Origin of the sequence: Methylobrevis pamukkalensis, assembly GCF_001720135.1 — a bacterium.
GTDB lineage: Bacteria > Pseudomonadota > Alphaproteobacteria > Rhizobiales > Pleomorphomonadaceae > Methylobrevis > Methylobrevis pamukkalensis.
Map to the genome: position 1 here is coordinate 1 of NZ_MCRJ01000108.1, position 15,049 is coordinate 15,049.

13 protein-coding genes and 1 pseudogene are annotated in these 15,049 nt (G+C 68.8%); 8 read left to right on the top strand and 6 right to left on the bottom strand.

The genetic code is table 11. The annotated features are described in order from the left end of the window. Nucleotides 1-415: 415 nt before the first annotated feature. Nucleotides 416-2,210 (bottom strand): annotated as a pseudogene (gene ade / locus A6302_RS16005) (adenine deaminase). A gap of 131 nt (nt 2,211-2,341) precedes the next feature. Here ade and A6302_RS16010 point away from each other — a divergent pair. Next, the gene (locus tag A6302_RS16010) at nt 2,342-4,168 is read left to right on the top strand and encodes a hypothetical protein (RefSeq protein WP_141703850.1); all 1,827 of its coding nucleotides are present in this window, start codon (nt 2,342-2,344) and stop codon (nt 4,166-4,168) included. A 76-nt stretch (nt 4,169-4,244) separates the two neighbouring features. Next, on the top strand, nt 4,245-5,129 hold the full coding sequence (locus tag A6302_RS16015; RefSeq protein ID WP_069307891.1) for an NAD(P)-dependent oxidoreductase: 885 nt from the start codon (nt 4,245-4,247) through the stop codon (nt 5,127-5,129). A gap of 266 nt (nt 5,130-5,395) precedes the next feature. Here A6302_RS16015 and A6302_RS16020 read toward each other — a convergent pair whose 3' ends face one another. Both A6302_RS16020 and A6302_RS16025 read right to left on the bottom strand, forming a co-directional pair. Next, the gene (locus A6302_RS16020) at nt 5,396-5,878 is read right to left on the bottom strand and encodes an Lrp/AsnC family transcriptional regulator (protein ID WP_210183356.1); all 483 of its coding nucleotides are present in this window, start codon (nt 5,876-5,878) and stop codon (nt 5,396-5,398) included. A gap of 117 nt (nt 5,879-5,995) precedes the next feature. Continuing rightward, on the bottom strand, nt 5,996-6,622 hold the full coding sequence (locus tag A6302_RS16025; protein ID WP_069307885.1) for a uracil-DNA glycosylase family protein: 627 nt from the start codon (nt 6,620-6,622) through the stop codon (nt 5,996-5,998). Between the two features lie 153 nt (nt 6,623-6,775). Here A6302_RS16025 and A6302_RS16030 point away from each other — a divergent pair, with 153 nt between their 5' ends. Then, complete coding sequence (locus tag A6302_RS16030; RefSeq protein WP_069307886.1) at nt 6,776-8,290, top strand: sensor histidine kinase; 1,515 nt, start codon at nt 6,776-6,778, stop codon at nt 8,288-8,290. 18 nt (nt 8,291-8,308) lie between these two features. Here the strand turns inward: A6302_RS16030 and cobT are convergent, their stop codons facing one another. After that, nucleotides 8,309-9,334, bottom strand: coding sequence for a nicotinate-nucleotide--dimethylbenzimidazole phosphoribosyltransferase (gene cobT / locus A6302_RS16035; protein WP_069307887.1), 1,026 nt, complete (start codon nt 9,332-9,334; stop codon nt 8,309-8,311). 136 nt (nt 9,335-9,470) lie between these two features. Between cobT and A6302_RS24735 the strand changes: the two genes are divergently transcribed. From A6302_RS24735 to A6302_RS16050, 4 genes are all read left to right on the top strand, one after another. Next, nucleotides 9,471-9,611 carry a hypothetical protein gene (locus tag A6302_RS24735; RefSeq protein ID WP_245294105.1) on the top strand — a complete coding sequence of 47 codons (141 nt, stop codon included), beginning with the start codon at nt 9,471-9,473 and terminating at the stop codon, nt 9,609-9,611. Further along, on the top strand, nt 9,608-10,240 hold the full coding sequence (locus A6302_RS16040) for an adenosylcobinamide-GDP ribazoletransferase (RefSeq protein ID WP_245294106.1): 633 nt from the start codon (nt 9,608-9,610) through the stop codon (nt 10,238-10,240). Before A6302_RS24735 ends, A6302_RS16040 begins: the two co-directional genes overlap by 4 nt. A 118-nt stretch (nt 10,241-10,358) precedes the next feature. Then, entirely contained in the window at nt 10,359-10,544 is a 186-nt protein-coding gene (locus tag A6302_RS16045; RefSeq protein WP_069307888.1) for a hypothetical protein, read from the top strand. 382 nt (nt 10,545-10,926) lie between these two features. After that, on the top strand, nt 10,927-12,090 hold the full coding sequence (locus tag A6302_RS16050; protein WP_141703852.1) for a hypothetical protein: 1,164 nt from the start codon (nt 10,927-10,929) through the stop codon (nt 12,088-12,090). On the opposite strand, the gene A6302_RS22320 is transcribed toward A6302_RS16050, so the two are convergent. Then, entirely contained in the window at nt 12,033-12,239 is a 207-nt protein-coding gene (locus tag A6302_RS22320; protein WP_141703854.1) for a hypothetical protein, read from the bottom strand. The two genes, A6302_RS16050 and A6302_RS22320, sit on opposite strands and share 58 nt — an antisense overlap. 311 nt (nt 12,240-12,550) lie before the next feature. Between A6302_RS22320 and parE the strand changes: the two genes are divergently transcribed. Further along, on the top strand, nt 12,551-14,569 hold the full coding sequence (gene parE, locus A6302_RS16055; protein WP_425349171.1) for a DNA topoisomerase IV subunit B: 2,019 nt from the start codon (nt 12,551-12,553) through the stop codon (nt 14,567-14,569). Between the two features lie 201 nt (nt 14,570-14,770). Here parE and A6302_RS23650 read toward each other — a convergent pair. After that, nucleotides 14,771-15,049: hypothetical protein (locus tag A6302_RS23650; protein ID WP_210183355.1), on the bottom strand; the 279-nt coding region annotated here is incomplete at its 5' end.

Here is a 15,049-nt window from a genome sequence, read left to right on the forward strand (position 1 = left end):
CGGGAGCTTCGAAACCATCGAGTCGGGGCCGGTTGCCGGACCCGCGTCGGATCAGGGGCACACGACGGCGATCGGACGGCCGTAGCGGTCGTAACCGGTGCAGTTCTTGGGGGCCGTCGCGCCGGCAACCGCGCCGCCGGCGATCGCACCACCCACGGCGCCGACCGCCGCACCCTTGCCGCCGCCCACAAGGCGCCGACGATCGCGCCGCCGCCGCCGCCGACAAGGGCGCCCGTCGTCACGCGCTGCTGGGTGGGTGTCTGGTTGCACGCCGCGAGAAATGCGCAGGAGGCAACGATCAGGGCCATCTTCATCATCTTGGACGTCTCCTTTTTCCTCGGGCGCCGTCGCCGAGGTTCCTTCGGCCTGTCAACGCGCGGGCACCACCGTTGTTCCCCGCGCGCCGGCAGACAGATCATTCGATGAACAGTGGGACCTTCTCGAAGCGCGTCACGTCGATGATCCCCATGTCCGAGATCCGCAGCTCCGGGATCACCACCAGCGCCAGCAGCGAGTGCTGCATGTAGGCGTTGTTGAGGGTGCAGCCGCAGGCCTGCATCGCCTCGACCATGCGCGCCGCCTTTTCCGCCACCACCTCCGCCCGCTCGTCCGACATGAGGCCTGCGATCGGCAGCTCGACCAGCGCCAGTTCCACGCCGTCCCTGAACACGACCACGCCGCCGCCGACCTCGACCAGCCGGTTGACCGCGAGCGCCATGTCGCGCTTGGACGTGCCGACGACGATCATGTGATGGCTGTCGTGGGCCACCGTGGAGGCGACCGCGCAGTCGCCCTGATAGCCGAAGCCCGAGACGAAGCCGTTGACGACGGTGCCGGTCGCCCGGTGCCGCTCGACCAGCGCGATCTGGCAGACGTCCGCGCCGGGATCCATCGCCACGACATCCTCCTCGACCGGCAGCCGCGCCGTCAGCGCCTTGGTCGGGGCCTGGTTCTCGACGACGCCGATCACGCGGACCTCGACCTCGTTGGCCCCGGAGGGGGCCTCGACGTCGAAATCCTTTGCCTCCAGCGACCGCGCCACGTGGATCGTCGCCTTCGCGTCGGCGGGATAGGCGCAGGGCGGGATGTCGGCGGTGAGCCGGCCGCCTTCGGCCACGATCTCGCCGCGGGCGATCACGGTCTCGACCGGCAGCGTCACGAGATCGGAGGTGAGGATCAGGTCGGCGCGCCGGCCGGGCGTGATCGAGCCGAGTTCCCGTTCGAGGCCGAAATGGGTGGCGGTGTTGAGCGTCGCCATCTGGATCGCCGTCACGGGCTTCAGGCCCTGCGCGATCGCATGGCGGACGACGCGGTTCATGTGGCCGTCGTGCACGAGGGTGCCGGAATGGCTGTCGTCGGTGCAGAGGATGAAGTTGCGCGGATCGAGGCCGAGTTCGGTGACGGCCTTCACCTGGGTCGCGACGTCATACCAGGCCGAGCCGAGCCGCAGCATCGCCCGCATGCCGAGGCGCACGCGCGTCACCGCATCGATCAACCGGGTGCCCTCGTGATCGTCGGACGGTCCCCCCGCCACATAGCCCATGAAGGCGCGGCCGAGATCCGGCGAGGCATAGTGGCCGCCGACGGTCTTGCCGGCCTTCATCGTCTCGGCGATCTCGGCGAGCATCTTGCCGTCGCCGGCCGCGACCCCGGGGAAATTCATCATCTCGCCAAGGCCGATGATCCCCGGCCAGCCCATCGCCTCGGCAACTTCCGCCGGGCCGATGCTGCGCCGGCATTCTCGAGGCCCGGCGCGGACGGCACGCAGCTCGGCATCTGCACGAAGACGTTGACCGGCAGCGTCATCGCCTCGTCGTGCATCAGCCGCACCCCGCAAGGCCGAGCACGTTGGCGATCTCGTGCGGATCGATGAACATCGACGTGGTGCCGTGCGGAATCACCGCGCGGGCGAACTCGGTGACGGTGACCATGCCGCTTTCGACATGCATGTGCCCGTCGCACAAGCCCGGCACCAGATAGCGCCCCCCGGCCTCGATCACCCGCGTGCCCTCGCCGATGGCGTAGGAAAGATCCGGCCCCACCGCCGCAAAGCGCCCCGCGGCGACCGCGACATCGATGCCGGGGATGATCTCGCCGGAATGGACGTTGACCCAGCGCCCGCCGCGCACGACGAGATCGGCGGGCGCCCGCCCGGTGGCGACGTCGACGAGGGTGGCAATCACGTCGGACCAGGCGGGGAATCGGCGCATCGGCGGCCTCCGTGGGAATGGTTCCGGCAGTCTACGCCACTCGCCGCCCCCTGCAACCGCAGTCGCCGCTTCAGCCGATCTTAAGGGCAACCATGCCAAGGCTTTGACGGGTGGATGGACGGGAGCGGGGCATGGACGGAGCAGCCAGGCTGCGGGTGAACTGGGGGCTGCTGCTCGGCGTCTTCGCGGTGCTGGCCGTCATTCTCGTGATCCGCACCAACCTCGGGGCGCCGAAGCCGCTCTACGCCGACACCGACGATGCGATGCGGCTGGTGGTGGTCCACGACCTTCTCGCCGGACAGGGCTGGTACGACCACATCCAGCATCGGCTCAACACCCCCTACGGCGCGCCGATCCACTGGTCGCGGCTCGTGGACCTGCCGATCGCCGGGCTGATCATGCTGCTGCGCCCGATCCTGGGCGTCACCGCCGAAATGGCCGCCGCCCATCTCTGGCCGCTGATGCTGCTGTTCGCCCTGCTCTGGCTGTCGGCCCGGCTGACGCTGCGGCTGGTCGGACCGGACGCGCTGCTCCCGGCGCTGCTGCTGCCGGCCTTCTCGATGGCCGTTCTGGTCGAGTTCTCACCCGGCCGGATCGACCATCACAACATCCAGATCCTGCTGGTGCTCGCGATGGCGCTGGCGACGGTGGAAGCCTGGCGCCGGCCGGCCTGGGCCGCGGCCGCCGGCGTCGCCGCGGCCACATCGCTGGCGATCGGCACCGAGGGCCTGCCGCAGGTGGCCGCCACGATTGCCGCCTTCGGTCTCTTCTGGGTGATCGATCCCGGCCGGGCAGCGGCACTGCGCCTGTTCGGCGCAAGTTTTGCCCTCGCCACGCTCGGCCATCTGGCACTCGCCGTTCCTCCGTCCGAATGGGGAAGACCGGCCTGCGACACCCTCTCCGTCGTCTATGTCGCGGCGGCCATCGGCACCGGCCTCGTCTTCGCGCTCCTGCCATCGGCAGCGCTCGCGGGACGCTCTCCCACTGTCCGCCTTGGCGCGGCATTCGCCGCCGGCGGCCTCCTCGTCGCCGTGCTCGCCGTGCTCTTTCCGGACTGCCGCGCCGGCCCCTATGCCGCGCTCGACCCCTGGCTCGTCACCAACTGGCTGGACCGCATCGCCGAAGCCAAGCCGGTGTGGACCAGCCTCGGGTCCATGCCCGCCTACACCGCCGGCGTGGTGCTCGCCCCGCTCGCCGGCCTCCTCGCCGTCGCAGTCCGCCTCTGGACCGCCCCGAAAGATCGCGGCGCCGAATGGCTGGCGCTCGGCCTGATGCTGCTGTTTGCCGTCCTGGTGATGCTGGTGCAGGTGCGCGGCGCGCGCCTTGCCGCTCCGCTCGCGGTGCCGGCCGGTGCCTGGGCGATCGGCGAGATGCGCCGCCGCTATCTTGCGAGCCGCAGGCCGATGCTGGCCGTGGCGATGGTCGGCTGCTGGCTGGCCTTCTGCGGTATCGCGACCTCGGTCTTCGTCCAGCTTGCGGTGGGGAGCGGCAGCGCGCGGCCGAGCGCTGCGACCGCTGCGGCGCCAACCGGAAAATCCGCGGACTGCCTGATGCCAGCCGCCTTCGCCGATCTGTCGGCCCTGCCCGCCCAGACGGTGATGGCGCCGGTCGACCTCGGCGCCCATGTCCTGCTGTACACGCCGATGAGCGCCGTCGGCGCGCCCTACCATCGCAATCCGCAGGGCATCATCGACACCTATGCCTTCTTCAACGGCCCGCCGGAGGCCGCACGCGATCTTCTCGACCAACGCGGCATCCGGCTCGTCGCCATCTGCCCGGCGATGGCGGAGATGAGGTACTTTCCGGACCGACGGGACGGCTCGGTGGCAAGCCTTCTGGCGAAGGGCGAGACGCCGGATTTCCTGGAGCGGATCGAGACCCCGCCCTCCCCGATCACGCTCTACCGCGTCCGGGACCAGGCCCGGCCGACCTTGAACAGAAGCCGGCCAACCGGCTAATCCTGCCCTGCGGACCACCGGCTCGCCCGGCGTGGCACGCCAGGCGAGGCAAGGGCGACGAACAAGGACGATGATCATGGCGAAGGTTGCGTTTCTGGGCCTCGGGGTCATGGGATTTCCCATGGCCGGACATCTGCGCACGCGCGGCGGCCACGACGTCGTCGTCTACAATCGCACGCCCGCCAAGGCGGACGCCTGGGTGACGAAATTCGGCGGCGCATCCGCCCCGACCCCGCGGGAAGCCGCCAGCGGCGCCGACTTCGTGTTTTCCTGCGTCGGCAATGACGATGACCTGCGCGAGGTTGCGAACGGCCCTGACGGCGCCTTCCGCGGCATGCAGCCCGGCGCCGTGTTCATCGACAATACCACTGCCTCGGCAACCGTTGCCCGCGAGCTGCACGCGGCCGCGAAGGCCGCCGGGATCGGCTTCCTCGACGCCCCGGTCTCCGGCGGACAGGCCGGCGCCGAGAACGGCGTCCTGACGGTCATGGTCGGCGGCGACGAGGACGACTATGCGAAGGCGCAGCCGGTGATCGAGGCCTTTGCCAGGATGGTCGGACACATGGGTCCGTCCGGCGCGGGACAGCTCACCAAGATGGTCAACCAGATCGCCATCGCCGGTCTGGTGCAGGGCCTCTCGGAGGGCATCCACTTTGCCCGGAAGGCCGGCCTCGACGTGGAGAAGGTGATCGGCGTGATCTCCAAGGGCGCGGCGCAGAGCTGGCAGATGGAGAATCGCTGGAAGACGATGGCCGAGGGCCGGTTCGAATTCGGCTTTGCCGTCGACTGGATGCGCAAGGACCTCGGCATCTGCCTCGCGCAGGCGAACGAGACCGGGGCGCGGCTGCCGGTAACGGCGCTCGTCGACCAGTTCTATGCGGACGTGCAGGCGATGGGCGGGCGCCGCTGGGACACCTCGGCCCTGATTGCCCGACTGGACGGCGTGGGCGGGAAGGACTGATGCGCAAAACGGGAAAATGCGGCCGGCCCGGAGGGTCGACCGCGGTGCGCAGACTTGCCACCAGCCCGGTAGGATCGAGGGATCGCTTGGCGGCAGCAATTGCGGCAAGTTGCCGGCACCTTCCAGTGCCGGCCGCTCCCGGCCGCATGACGCCCGGAAACGTTTATGCTTCGCTTCTAGCGTGACGCGGCCGGTTTCGACCCGCGATAAATCGTCATACGCGGCACTCCGGTGGTCAGTTCAGTGCCTCCGGACACGGTGGGGCGTCAGACCGCCTTTTCCTTCTCCATCTGCATGTATTGCAGCGGCAGGGCGGTCGTGTACTTGATCTGCTCCATCGCGAAGGACGACGAGACGTCGGCGATGTCGATGCGCGAGATCAGCCGCTTGTAGAAACTGTCGTAGGCCTCGATGTCGGGCACGACGACCCGCAGCAGATAGTCCACCTGCCCGCTCATCCGGTAGAATTCCACCACTTCGGGAAAGTCGCGGATCACCTCGGCAAAGCGGCGCAGCCATTCCTCGGAATGCTGGCTGGTGGTGATCGAGACGAACACCGTCACCTTGGCGTTGACGGCCTTCGGCGCGAGGATCGCGACCCGGCGCTGGATCACGCCGTCCTCCTCCAGCTTCTGGATCCGCCGCCAGCAGGGCGTGGTCGACAGCCCGACCCGGCGACCGATCTCGGCAACCGGGATCGTGGCATCTTCCTGGAGGATGGAAAGGATCTTGCGGTCGAGACGATCGATCATCGGGCGGCTCGGCACTTGGGAATTCGTTGGAATAAATTTGCACCGAATGCCGCCGTTGGCAACCCGATTTGAAATTATTTTCCGTTGAACGTGCTGTCTGGTGCCACGCCCGGATCAGGTCTCCCTGTCGCCGATCAGCCGCGCCACTTCCGCCTGCAGCACAGGCACGAGCTCCGTCTCGAACCATGGATTGGCGCGCAGCCAGTGCGTGTTGCGCCAGGACGGATGCGGCAGGGGCAGGACGCGCGGCCTTGCGGGCCGCTCGAACACGGCGCGCCAGTCGGTCACGGTGGCGGTGAGGCTGCGTCCCGCATCGGCACCCAGATGCCAGCGCTGGGCGTGCAGCCCGATCGCGAGCACCAGTTCCACCGCCGGCAGCGCCGCCATCACCTCGGCCCGCCAGTGCGGCGCGCATTCGCGCCGGGGCGGCAGATCGCCGCCCTTTGCGTCCTGCCCGGGAAAGCAGAAGCCCATCGGCGCGATGGCGATCCGCGCGGGGTCGTAGAAGGTGGCGCGATCGATGCCGAGCCACGTGCGAAGACGGTCGCCGGAGGCGTCGTTGAACGGAAGCCCCGTCGCATGCACCTTCGTGCCCGGCGCCTGCCCTGCGACGAGCAGCCGCGCGGTCTGCGAAAGCTGCACCACCGGGCGCGGCTGATGCAGCATCGGCGCACGCAGCGGCGCCTCCACGCAGAGGCGGCAGGCCGCGATCCGCCGCGAAAGTGCCTCTGCCCTGCTCACTCCATCCCTTGTCGCCAAATGCGAATCTCCTCCCGGCAGGTCGATTAACCAGATCAGTCAGTCAGAATTTAACGAAGTCGGCCCTATCGTGATCCGTGATCCTGCCCGCGCGCCGGGTGGAAAAGACGCGCTTCCGGGACTGATGCATCGATCATGACGGATGAAATTGTCGGCAGAACCGCAGACAGGACCGAGCGCAACCGCGCCCGCGCCCTGAAACGTCGCGAGATCTCGCGCGCGGTTCGCGACGTCCGCGAGAAGCTGTCCTCCACCAGCGGAACCCGTCCTGCCTTCGACTACGAGATGACCCTCGGCTATGCGCGCTCGCGCCTGGCCGCCTGGATGCCGACCGCGCTGCTGATCGTCGTCGTCGCCTTCATCGGCCTGCACTGGTACCGGCCGGTCATGATCGGCTCCTGGGCCGCGATCGTGCTGTTCTTCCAGGGCATCCACGGCCTCGCCTGCCGCCAGTTCATCGCCACGCCCAAGGCCGACGTCCGCCTTTCGCTGTGGAACCGCCGCTTCTACATCGGCGAACTCCTGTCCGGCGCCTCGATCGCCGCACTGTTCGTGCTGCCGACCCAGGACAGCGCCGTCCTCGTCTTCCATCTTGCCACGTTGCTGTTCACGGTGGCCGTCACCACGATCGTTGCCAGCAACCTGACCCGCGCGGTGATCGCGGGCACGCTGCCGATCGCGCTCGCCGGCGCCAGCGTCTTTTCCCTCAATCAGGACATCGTCTCGATCGGCATGGCGGTCTTCGTCGTCACCGCGCAGATGCTGTTCATCCTGTTGTCGATCCGCCTCAACACCACGGCCTTCGCCATGCTGGAGCACCGGGCCGAGAAGGACGCGCTGATCGCCGAGCTCGAGCATGCCAACGCGATCTCCGACGAATCCCGGCGGCGCGCCGAGGAAGCGAACATGGCCAAGTCGCGCTTCCTCGCGACCATGAGCCACGAACTGCGCACGCCGCTGAACGCGATCCTCGGCTTTTCGGAGATCATGAAGGGCGAGGTCTTCGGGCCGATCGGCAATCCCAACTACAAGGAATATGTCGGCGACATTCATTCCTCCGGCGAGCATCTTCTCAATCTCATCAACGAGATCCTCGACCTGTCGCGCATCGAGGCCGGGCGCTACAAGCTCAACGAGGAGGTGGTCACTCTCGCCCACGTGGTCGAGGACTGCCACCATCTGGTGAAGCTGCGGGCCAAGAACAAGAACATCACGATCCACGAGCAGTTCGAAACCGGCCTGCCGAAGATCTGGGCCGACGAGCGCGCCGTGCGCCAGATCGTGCTGAACCTTCTGTCCAACGCCGTGAAGTTCACGCCGAACGGTGGCGACATCGTGCTCAAGCTCGGCTGGACCGCCGGCGGCGGCCAGTATGTCTCGGTGCGCGACAACGGCCCGGGCATTCCCGAGGAGGAGATCCCGATCGTGCTCTCGGCCTTCGGACAGGGCTCGATCGCGATCAAGTCCGCCGAACAGGGCACCGGCCTCGGCCTGCCGATCGTGCAGGCGCTGGTGCAGATGCACGAGGGCACCTTCAGCCTCAAGTCCAAGCTGCGCGAGGGCACGACCGTGACGGTCACCTTCCCGCGCGCCCGCGTCATGGAAGTCATGCCGCCGATCGCCGAAGAGCCCCAGCGCCGCCGCGCCTGAGGATCGGCAGACACCCGCTCAGCCTTTGGTCGCCACGCCCGCCTGCGCGAAGGTGGCCATGCCCGCGTGGGTTTCCGCCGCCGCCTTGACCAGCACGGCCGCGAGCGCGGCGCCTGTCCCCTCCCCGAGCCGCATGCCGAGATCCAGCACCGGCCGCTTGCCGAGCCGGCGCAGCACATCCGCGTGGGCCTGCTCGGCCGAGACGTGGCCGACGAGGCAGTGGTCGATCGCCGCCGGGTCGAGCGCATGCAGCACGGCCGCCGCCGCCGTGGCGACGAAGCCGTCGACGATCACCGGCACCCGCTCGAAACGGGCGGCGAGGATCGCGCCTGCCATCGCCGCGATCTCGCGGCCGCCGAGCCGGCGCAGGATTTCCAGCGGATCGCCGCCGGGGCCGCCGATGCGGGCAACGGCGCGCTCCACCGCGCTGCGCTTGCGCTCCAGCCCCGCGTCATCGACGCCGGTGCCCCGACCGATCCAGTCGGCCGCGGTGCCGCCGTAGAGCGCGTGGTAGATCGCCGCGGCCACCGCCGTGTTGCCGATGCCCATCTCGCCGATCACCAGAAGATCGGTGCCGCCGGCGATCGCCTCCATGCCGAAGGCCATGGTCGCGGCGCAGCCGGCCTCGTCGAAGGCGTCTTCCTCGGTGATGTCCGGCGTCGGCACATGGAGTGCGAGATCGAACACCTTGAGGCCGAGATCGAAGGTCGAGCAGATCTGGTTGATCGCCGCGCCGCCGGCGGCGAAATTCTCCACCATCGCCTGGGTCACCGACTGCGGATAGGCCGACACGCCCTTTGCAGCGACTCCGTGATTGCCGGCGAAGATCGCGACCACCGGGCGCATCACCCGCGGCGGGGCCTTTGCCTGCCAGCCGGCGAGCCATTCGGCGAACTCTTCCATGCGGCCGAGCGAGCCGGCCGGCTTGGTGAGGTCGGTGTCGCGGGCGCGCACCTGCGCCACGGCGTCCTCGTCCGCGACCGGCAGGCGCGAGATCAGGGCCCGGATGTCGTCGAACGGCAGGCCGGTCAGTGCGGAGGTCATCGGCGGCGGTCCCTCTGGGGGTTGGCGTTTGCGGCCACTGGCTATCACGACGGCGAACACCTATACAACGCGGCACTCGGCTACGACGCGGCCCTCGCGTCACGTGGCCGGCCCGCAGCCCGTTCCGGATCCGCCGATGCGCTCGCTCGCCGATCTCGCCGCCGTCGTCCGCTTCTTCTCGCGCCTGCCGGTGCCCCGCCTCGGCCCGTCCGATGATCCGGCCGCCCTGCCGGACTTCCGGCGCGCCGCTGTCACGGTGCCGCTCGCCGGCTCGTGATCGCCGCCGCCCCGGCGGCCCTGCTGCTCCTGCTCTCCCTGACGCGGCTTCCGGACATGGTGATTGCCGCCGCCGCGATCGCGCTGCTCGCCACTGTCACCGGCGCCTTTCACGAGGACGGTCTCGGCGACATCGCCGACGGCTTCGGCGGCGGCGCGACGCAGTTGCGCAAGCTGGAGATCATGAAGGACAGCCGCATCGGCGCCTTTGCGGCCGTGGCGATCGGCCTTGCGCTTGCGCTGCGGATCGGCCTGCTGGCGGCGATCGTGGCGATGGACCCGTGGTCGGCCGTCACCGCCTTCCTCGCTGCTGCCGCGGTCAGCCGCACGCTGCCGCTGTGGATCTGGACGCTGCTGCCCGCAGCCCGGGTCGATGGGCTTGCCGCCTCGCTCGGCGCGCCGGGCCGGGTGAGCACGGCGCTCGCGAGCCTTGCCGCGATCGTGGTCGCCTGCATGGTCCTGCCGTATTTCGGTGTCGGCCAGCTGATGGCCGCCCTCGGCGTCGCGGCGCTGGCGACACTGATGCTGGGCCGGATTGCCCGGCGGCAGATCGGCGGCCAGACCGGCGACGTGCTCGGCGCGGCGCAGCAGGTTGCCGAGATCGGCTTCTTCGCCGGCCTGCTGCTCTGACGTCTGCCTCGCGAAGATCGCCGGCGAACAGGATCGCATCTGCGACGTTTCCCTCACAGACCGGCGTTCGAGCCGCCCCGCAGCGGGACGGATCCGAGGCGCTGCCAACGAGGAGAGCATGATGTCGACCAAGCCGCACATCCCGCCGATCGACCGCACCGCCCCGCCGCCCGCCGGCGAGCAGCAGGCGCGCGAGGAGGAAAACCTCACCCCGGACGAGCGTCAGGCGCGCCGCGAGACGGAAGCGAAGAATTACGAGAAGGGTGAGGATCTCGCCGACCGCGTTCATTCGCTGGATCGCTGATCGAAACATCCGGATCATGTGCACCACCGGGCCCGTATTCCTCGCGGAATTCGGGCCTTCTGGCGTCTGCGCCCATGACTAGCCGCCGTTGCCCGAGGGGCAGCGCAGCCGGGACCCGCGTCGTGAGGCGAGGCATTCGGTGTCCGCGTCCTGCCGTCCATAATCGCGGCACTGCAACCTCCCGTGGCAGCACATCCCGGTCCATGCCGCAGCGTCCGGCCGTGGCGTCGGCCCGTCGGACGGGATCCGGCGCCCCGTTTACCCTGTCGGCAGTTTCACCCCGCGCCACGTGGTTCCGGCATCGCGGTTGCTGCATAGGAGGGGCCCTTCCGGACCTGTCGCAGGCCGGGAGAGATGCCAACCATTCCGGGACATGCGCTTCATGACGATACGATCCGACGCTCCCGCCATCCTCTCCCCCGGTCTTGCGGGTGTGATGATCGCGGGCACCGTCGCGTCTCTCCTGCACTGGTTCGCCTTTGCCGCGCCGCACTCCGGCGTTGCGGGCTACCAGGTGCCGGCCTTCCTCTCTTGGATTGCCTCCTTCGGCTTTCTCGGCACCGAATTCATGTTCCTTGCCGCAGGCGTCGCGCTGGCCGCGCTGGCGGAGGCCGCACCCGGCCGCATGGCGTTTGCCCGCTCGGTTACCGCCGCGGCAGGGCCGGCGATCGTCATTGCCCTCGGGCTGTCGGTCGTCGGCGCGATGCTGATCGGGCTCGGCGGCCATGCCCCGGACGGCGCCTTCGCCATCGCCTTTCCGCGCACGATCATGGCGCCGCTTACCGCCGCCATCCTCGGCACGGCGATCGTGGTCGCCATCGGTCATGGCGAGGACTTCGCCCGCCGCCTGCTCGACATCGGCAGCCTCTGGCTGATCGTCGCCATGGCCGACCAGATGCTCGGCTTCTCGTCCTTCGTCGGCCGTCTGGTGGCGGCCGAACACGCGCCGGCGCTGATTTCCGGCCTGCTGATGTACCGGCTGTCCCGGCGACGCGCCGACCGCAGCGAGCAGATGCTGCTGATCTTCGCCGCCATCGCCACCACCGCCTGCAGCATCGTCCGCGCCCACGAGATCGGCGATCTCTACGGCATCGCGCCGCGGGCCGACGTGGTGCTGATCCTGACGCCCGGCCTGCTGCTGTTCGCCTTCGCCGCGATCGACCAGCGGCACGGCGCGGTCGCGCCGCTGATGGCCGGCCGGCTGATGCGCGGGCTCGCCATCGGCTGGCTGATGAGCGGCGGGATCGGTCTCGCGCTCGTGTCCGGGCTGGCCCGTGCCGCCCCGGCGGGGCTGGGCATTGCCGCGGCCGTGTTCCTGCTCACGGGTCTGGGCGTCGCGATCGACCATCTGACCCGTCGCCCTCTGCGCGCCGACAGGACCGCGCGGGACGAGAAGGCGCTGGAGGCGGCCAGAGTGGCGGCCGAGGCGGAAGAGATTCTGCGCGGCCGGATTGCGGCGATCGCCGCCCTGCCCGATGCGTCGGCAGATCAGGCGAGGACGAAGACCACCGACAGCACGAACACCGCGAGTGCGCGTCCCGCATGAAACGGCGCGGCGGGCAGATGTCCCGCCAGCGGCACTGCCGCGATGGCGGCCGCATGGGCGCGGAGCGCCTGGAGGCTCAGGCAGCAGCTGTCCGCCCGCGCCTGCAGGCGCGCAAGGTCGCCGAATGTCTCCAGAGCTGTTGCCGACATGTCCCGTCCGTCTGAAATCCGCATCGTCCCATTCTGGTCCGGACAGGGTTAAGAATGCTTTCCGGCGGCGCGATGGCGGGTCGGAAACGGCAGACGCGCCACTTGTCCACCGCGCGATGAAGAACATAAGTAGAACTTCATTCGCCATGGCGACAACGGGATGGCATCATCCTCGGTGATTCGCTTTATGACCGGGAGTGCCTCCCACCCGAACAGGGCCACGGATGAACGACGACGATCTCTTCACCACGCCGATCGCAGCGACGCCGACCCCGGCACGGCCGAAGGCGGCGGAGCGCCGGGCTGCCGCCATGCCGAAGCCTGCGCCGGCCCCGAGTGCGCAGAACGGATCCGCCCCGCACGGATCTTCACGGGCGGCGCCGCGGATGGTGACCTCCACCGAGAGCGAGTACGACGCCTCGGCGATCGAGGTGCTGGAAGGCCTGGAGCCGGTGCGCCGCCGCCCGGGCATGTATATCGGCGGCACGGACGAGCGCGCCTATCACCATCTCTTCGCCGAGGTGATCGACAATTCGATGGACGAGGCCGTCGCCGGCCACGCCACCTGGATCGAGGTCTCGCTCGACGCCGCCGGCTTCCTCACCGTGATCGACAACGGCCGCGGCATCCCGGTCGATCCGCATCCGAAGTTTCCAGGCAAGTCGGCGCTCGAGGTCATCATGACCACGCTGCACGCCGGCGGAAAGTTCGACAGCAAGGTCTACGAGACCTCCGGCGGACTGCATGGCGTCGGCGTGTCGGTGGTGAACGCCCTGTCCGACGTGCTCGAGGTCGAGGTCGCCCGCGGCCGCCAGCTCTGGCGCCAGCGTTTCGAGCGCGGCCATGCGGTCGGCCCGCTGGAATCGCTTGGCGAGGTGATGAACCGGCGCGGCACCAAGGTGCGCTTCCATCCCGACGCCCAGATCTTCGGACCGGACCTCAGGTTCGATCCGGCGCGCATCCTGAAGATGGCGCGTTCCAAGGCCTATCTCTTCGGCGGCGTCGAGATCCGCTGGTCCTGCGACCCGGCGCTGGTCGCCGGCACGGCGACGCCCGCGGAGGCGGTGTTCCGCTTTCCGGGCGGGCTCAAGGATTATCTCGGCGAGGCGCTCGGCGGCGAGCGGCGGGTCGTCGAGGACATCTTCTCGGGCAAGACGGCCCGCGGCGGCGGCCACGGCGCGGTGGAATGGGCCGTCGCCTGGTTCGGCGGCGACGGCTTCGTCAACTCCTACTGCAACACCATCCCGACCCCCGAAGGCGGCACCCACGAACAGGGCCTGCGCGTCGCCCTCGCCCGCGGCCTGAAGGCCTATGGCGAGATGGTCGGCAACAAGAAGATGGCGATGATCACGCCCGACGACGTGATGACCTCGGCGGGCGCCATGCTCTCCGTGTTCATCCGCGAGCCGGAGTTCGTCGGCCAGACCAAGGACAAGCTGTCCACCGCCGAGGCGAGCCGGATCGTCGAGACCGCGGTCAAGGATGCCTTCGACCACTGGCTGACCGACAGCCCCAGCCAGGCGACGCGCCTCCTCGACTGGGTGATCGAGCGCGCCGAGGAACGCCTGCGGCGGCGTCAGGAAAAGGAAGTCAGCCGCAAGACGGCGGTGCGCAAGCTGCGCCTGCCGGGCAAGCTCGCCGACTGTTCGCAGACCGCGGCCCAGGGCTCGGAGATCTTCATCGTCGAGGGAGATTCGGCCGGCGGCTCGGCCAAGCAGGCCCGCAGCCGCGCCAGCCAGGCCGTGCTGCCGCTGCGCGGCAAGATCCTCAACGTGGCTAGCGCCGGCCGTGAGAAGCTCAGCCAGAACCAGCAGCTCTCGGATCTGCTGCAGGCGCTCGGTTGCGGCACGCGCAACCACTACCGCGAAGCGGATCTGCGCTACGACAAGGTCATCATCATGACCGACGCCGACGTGGACGGCGCCCACATCGCCTCGCTGCTGATCACCTTCTTCTACCGCGAACTGCCCGACATCATCCGCCAGGGCCACCTCTATCTCGCGGTCCCCCCGCTCTATCGCCTCAGCCAGGGCGGCAAGACGCTCTATGCGCGTGACGACGCCCACCGCGAGGAACTGCTCGCCACGGTGTTCAAGGGCAAGCAGAAGGTCGAGGTCGGTCGCTTCAAGGGCCTCGGCGAGATGATGCCCAGCCAGCTCAAGGAGACCACCATGGACCCGGCGACACGCACGCTGCTGCGGGTTCAGCTGGTCGACGGCGAGATCGAGCTGACGGCAACGTCGGTGGAACGGCTGATGGGCAACAAGCCGGAAGGCCGCTTCCAGTTCATCCAGGAAAACGCCGAATTCGCGAGCGATCTCGACATCTGAGCGAGGCTGGCGGACGCTGCCGGTTCAGGACGAACGGGCACATTCACGGTCCTCGCGGGACATGGCGGTGCGATCGAGCCCGGCATCGCTGTGCGGCTGCGGCCCCGTGTCCGCGCCCGACGATGGCCGCGCCGACGCGCGCCATCGGCTTCGAGGCGCCGGCGGACCGCGGCCTTTTCGGTGGCACGTTCCGGGATTGCTTTACTCAGGTTGCATAGTATTGATGCGCACACCTGTCGCTGCACCGCCGCAAAAATTCACTTGCAGCGCCTGCATACTTTCGACACAATGTTGTTCGATCCAAGTCCCGCGACAGTTGGCCGGGATTTTACTTCCTCCAGCGTCGTCCGCAGGACATGCGGCTGGAAGTACCGATTGTTTCAAGGCAAATCGCCATTTCGGGTTCTGGCTGCAAGCAATAAACCCTGCGCGCATTTCATCCAGGAATTGTACCCGTCTACAGCACGAATGCTTTTCCGA

What these genes read in the sequence shown, in the direction of transcription:
- A6302_RS16010 (WP_141703850.1), top strand. Translation starts at nt 2,342, where the DNA reads ATGGACGGAGCAGCCAGGCTGCGGGTGAACTGGGGGCTGCTGCTCGGC.
- A6302_RS16015 (WP_069307891.1), top strand. Translation starts at nt 4,245, where the DNA reads ATGGCGAAGGTTGCGTTTCTGGGCCTCGGGGTCATGGGATTTCCCATG.
- A6302_RS16030 (WP_069307886.1), top strand. Translation starts at nt 6,776, where the DNA reads ATGACGGATGAAATTGTCGGCAGAACCGCAGACAGGACCGAGCGCAAC.
- cobT (WP_069307887.1), bottom strand. Translation starts at nt 9,334, where the DNA reads ATGACCTCCGCACTGACCGGCCTGCCGTTCGACGACATCCGGGCCCTG.
- A6302_RS24735 (WP_245294105.1), top strand. Translation starts at nt 9,471, where the DNA reads ATGCGCTCGCTCGCCGATCTCGCCGCCGTCGTCCGCTTCTTCTCGCGC.
- A6302_RS16045 (WP_069307888.1), top strand. Translation starts at nt 10,359, where the DNA reads ATGATGTCGACCAAGCCGCACATCCCGCCGATCGACCGCACCGCCCCG.
- A6302_RS16050 (WP_141703852.1), top strand. Translation starts at nt 10,927, where the DNA reads ATGACGATACGATCCGACGCTCCCGCCATCCTCTCCCCCGGTCTTGCG.
- A6302_RS22320 (WP_141703854.1), bottom strand. Translation starts at nt 12,239, where the DNA reads ATGTCGGCAACAGCTCTGGAGACATTCGGCGACCTTGCGCGCCTGCAG.
- parE (WP_425349171.1), top strand. Translation starts at nt 12,551, where the DNA reads ATGCCGAAGCCTGCGCCGGCCCCGAGTGCGCAGAACGGATCCGCCCCG.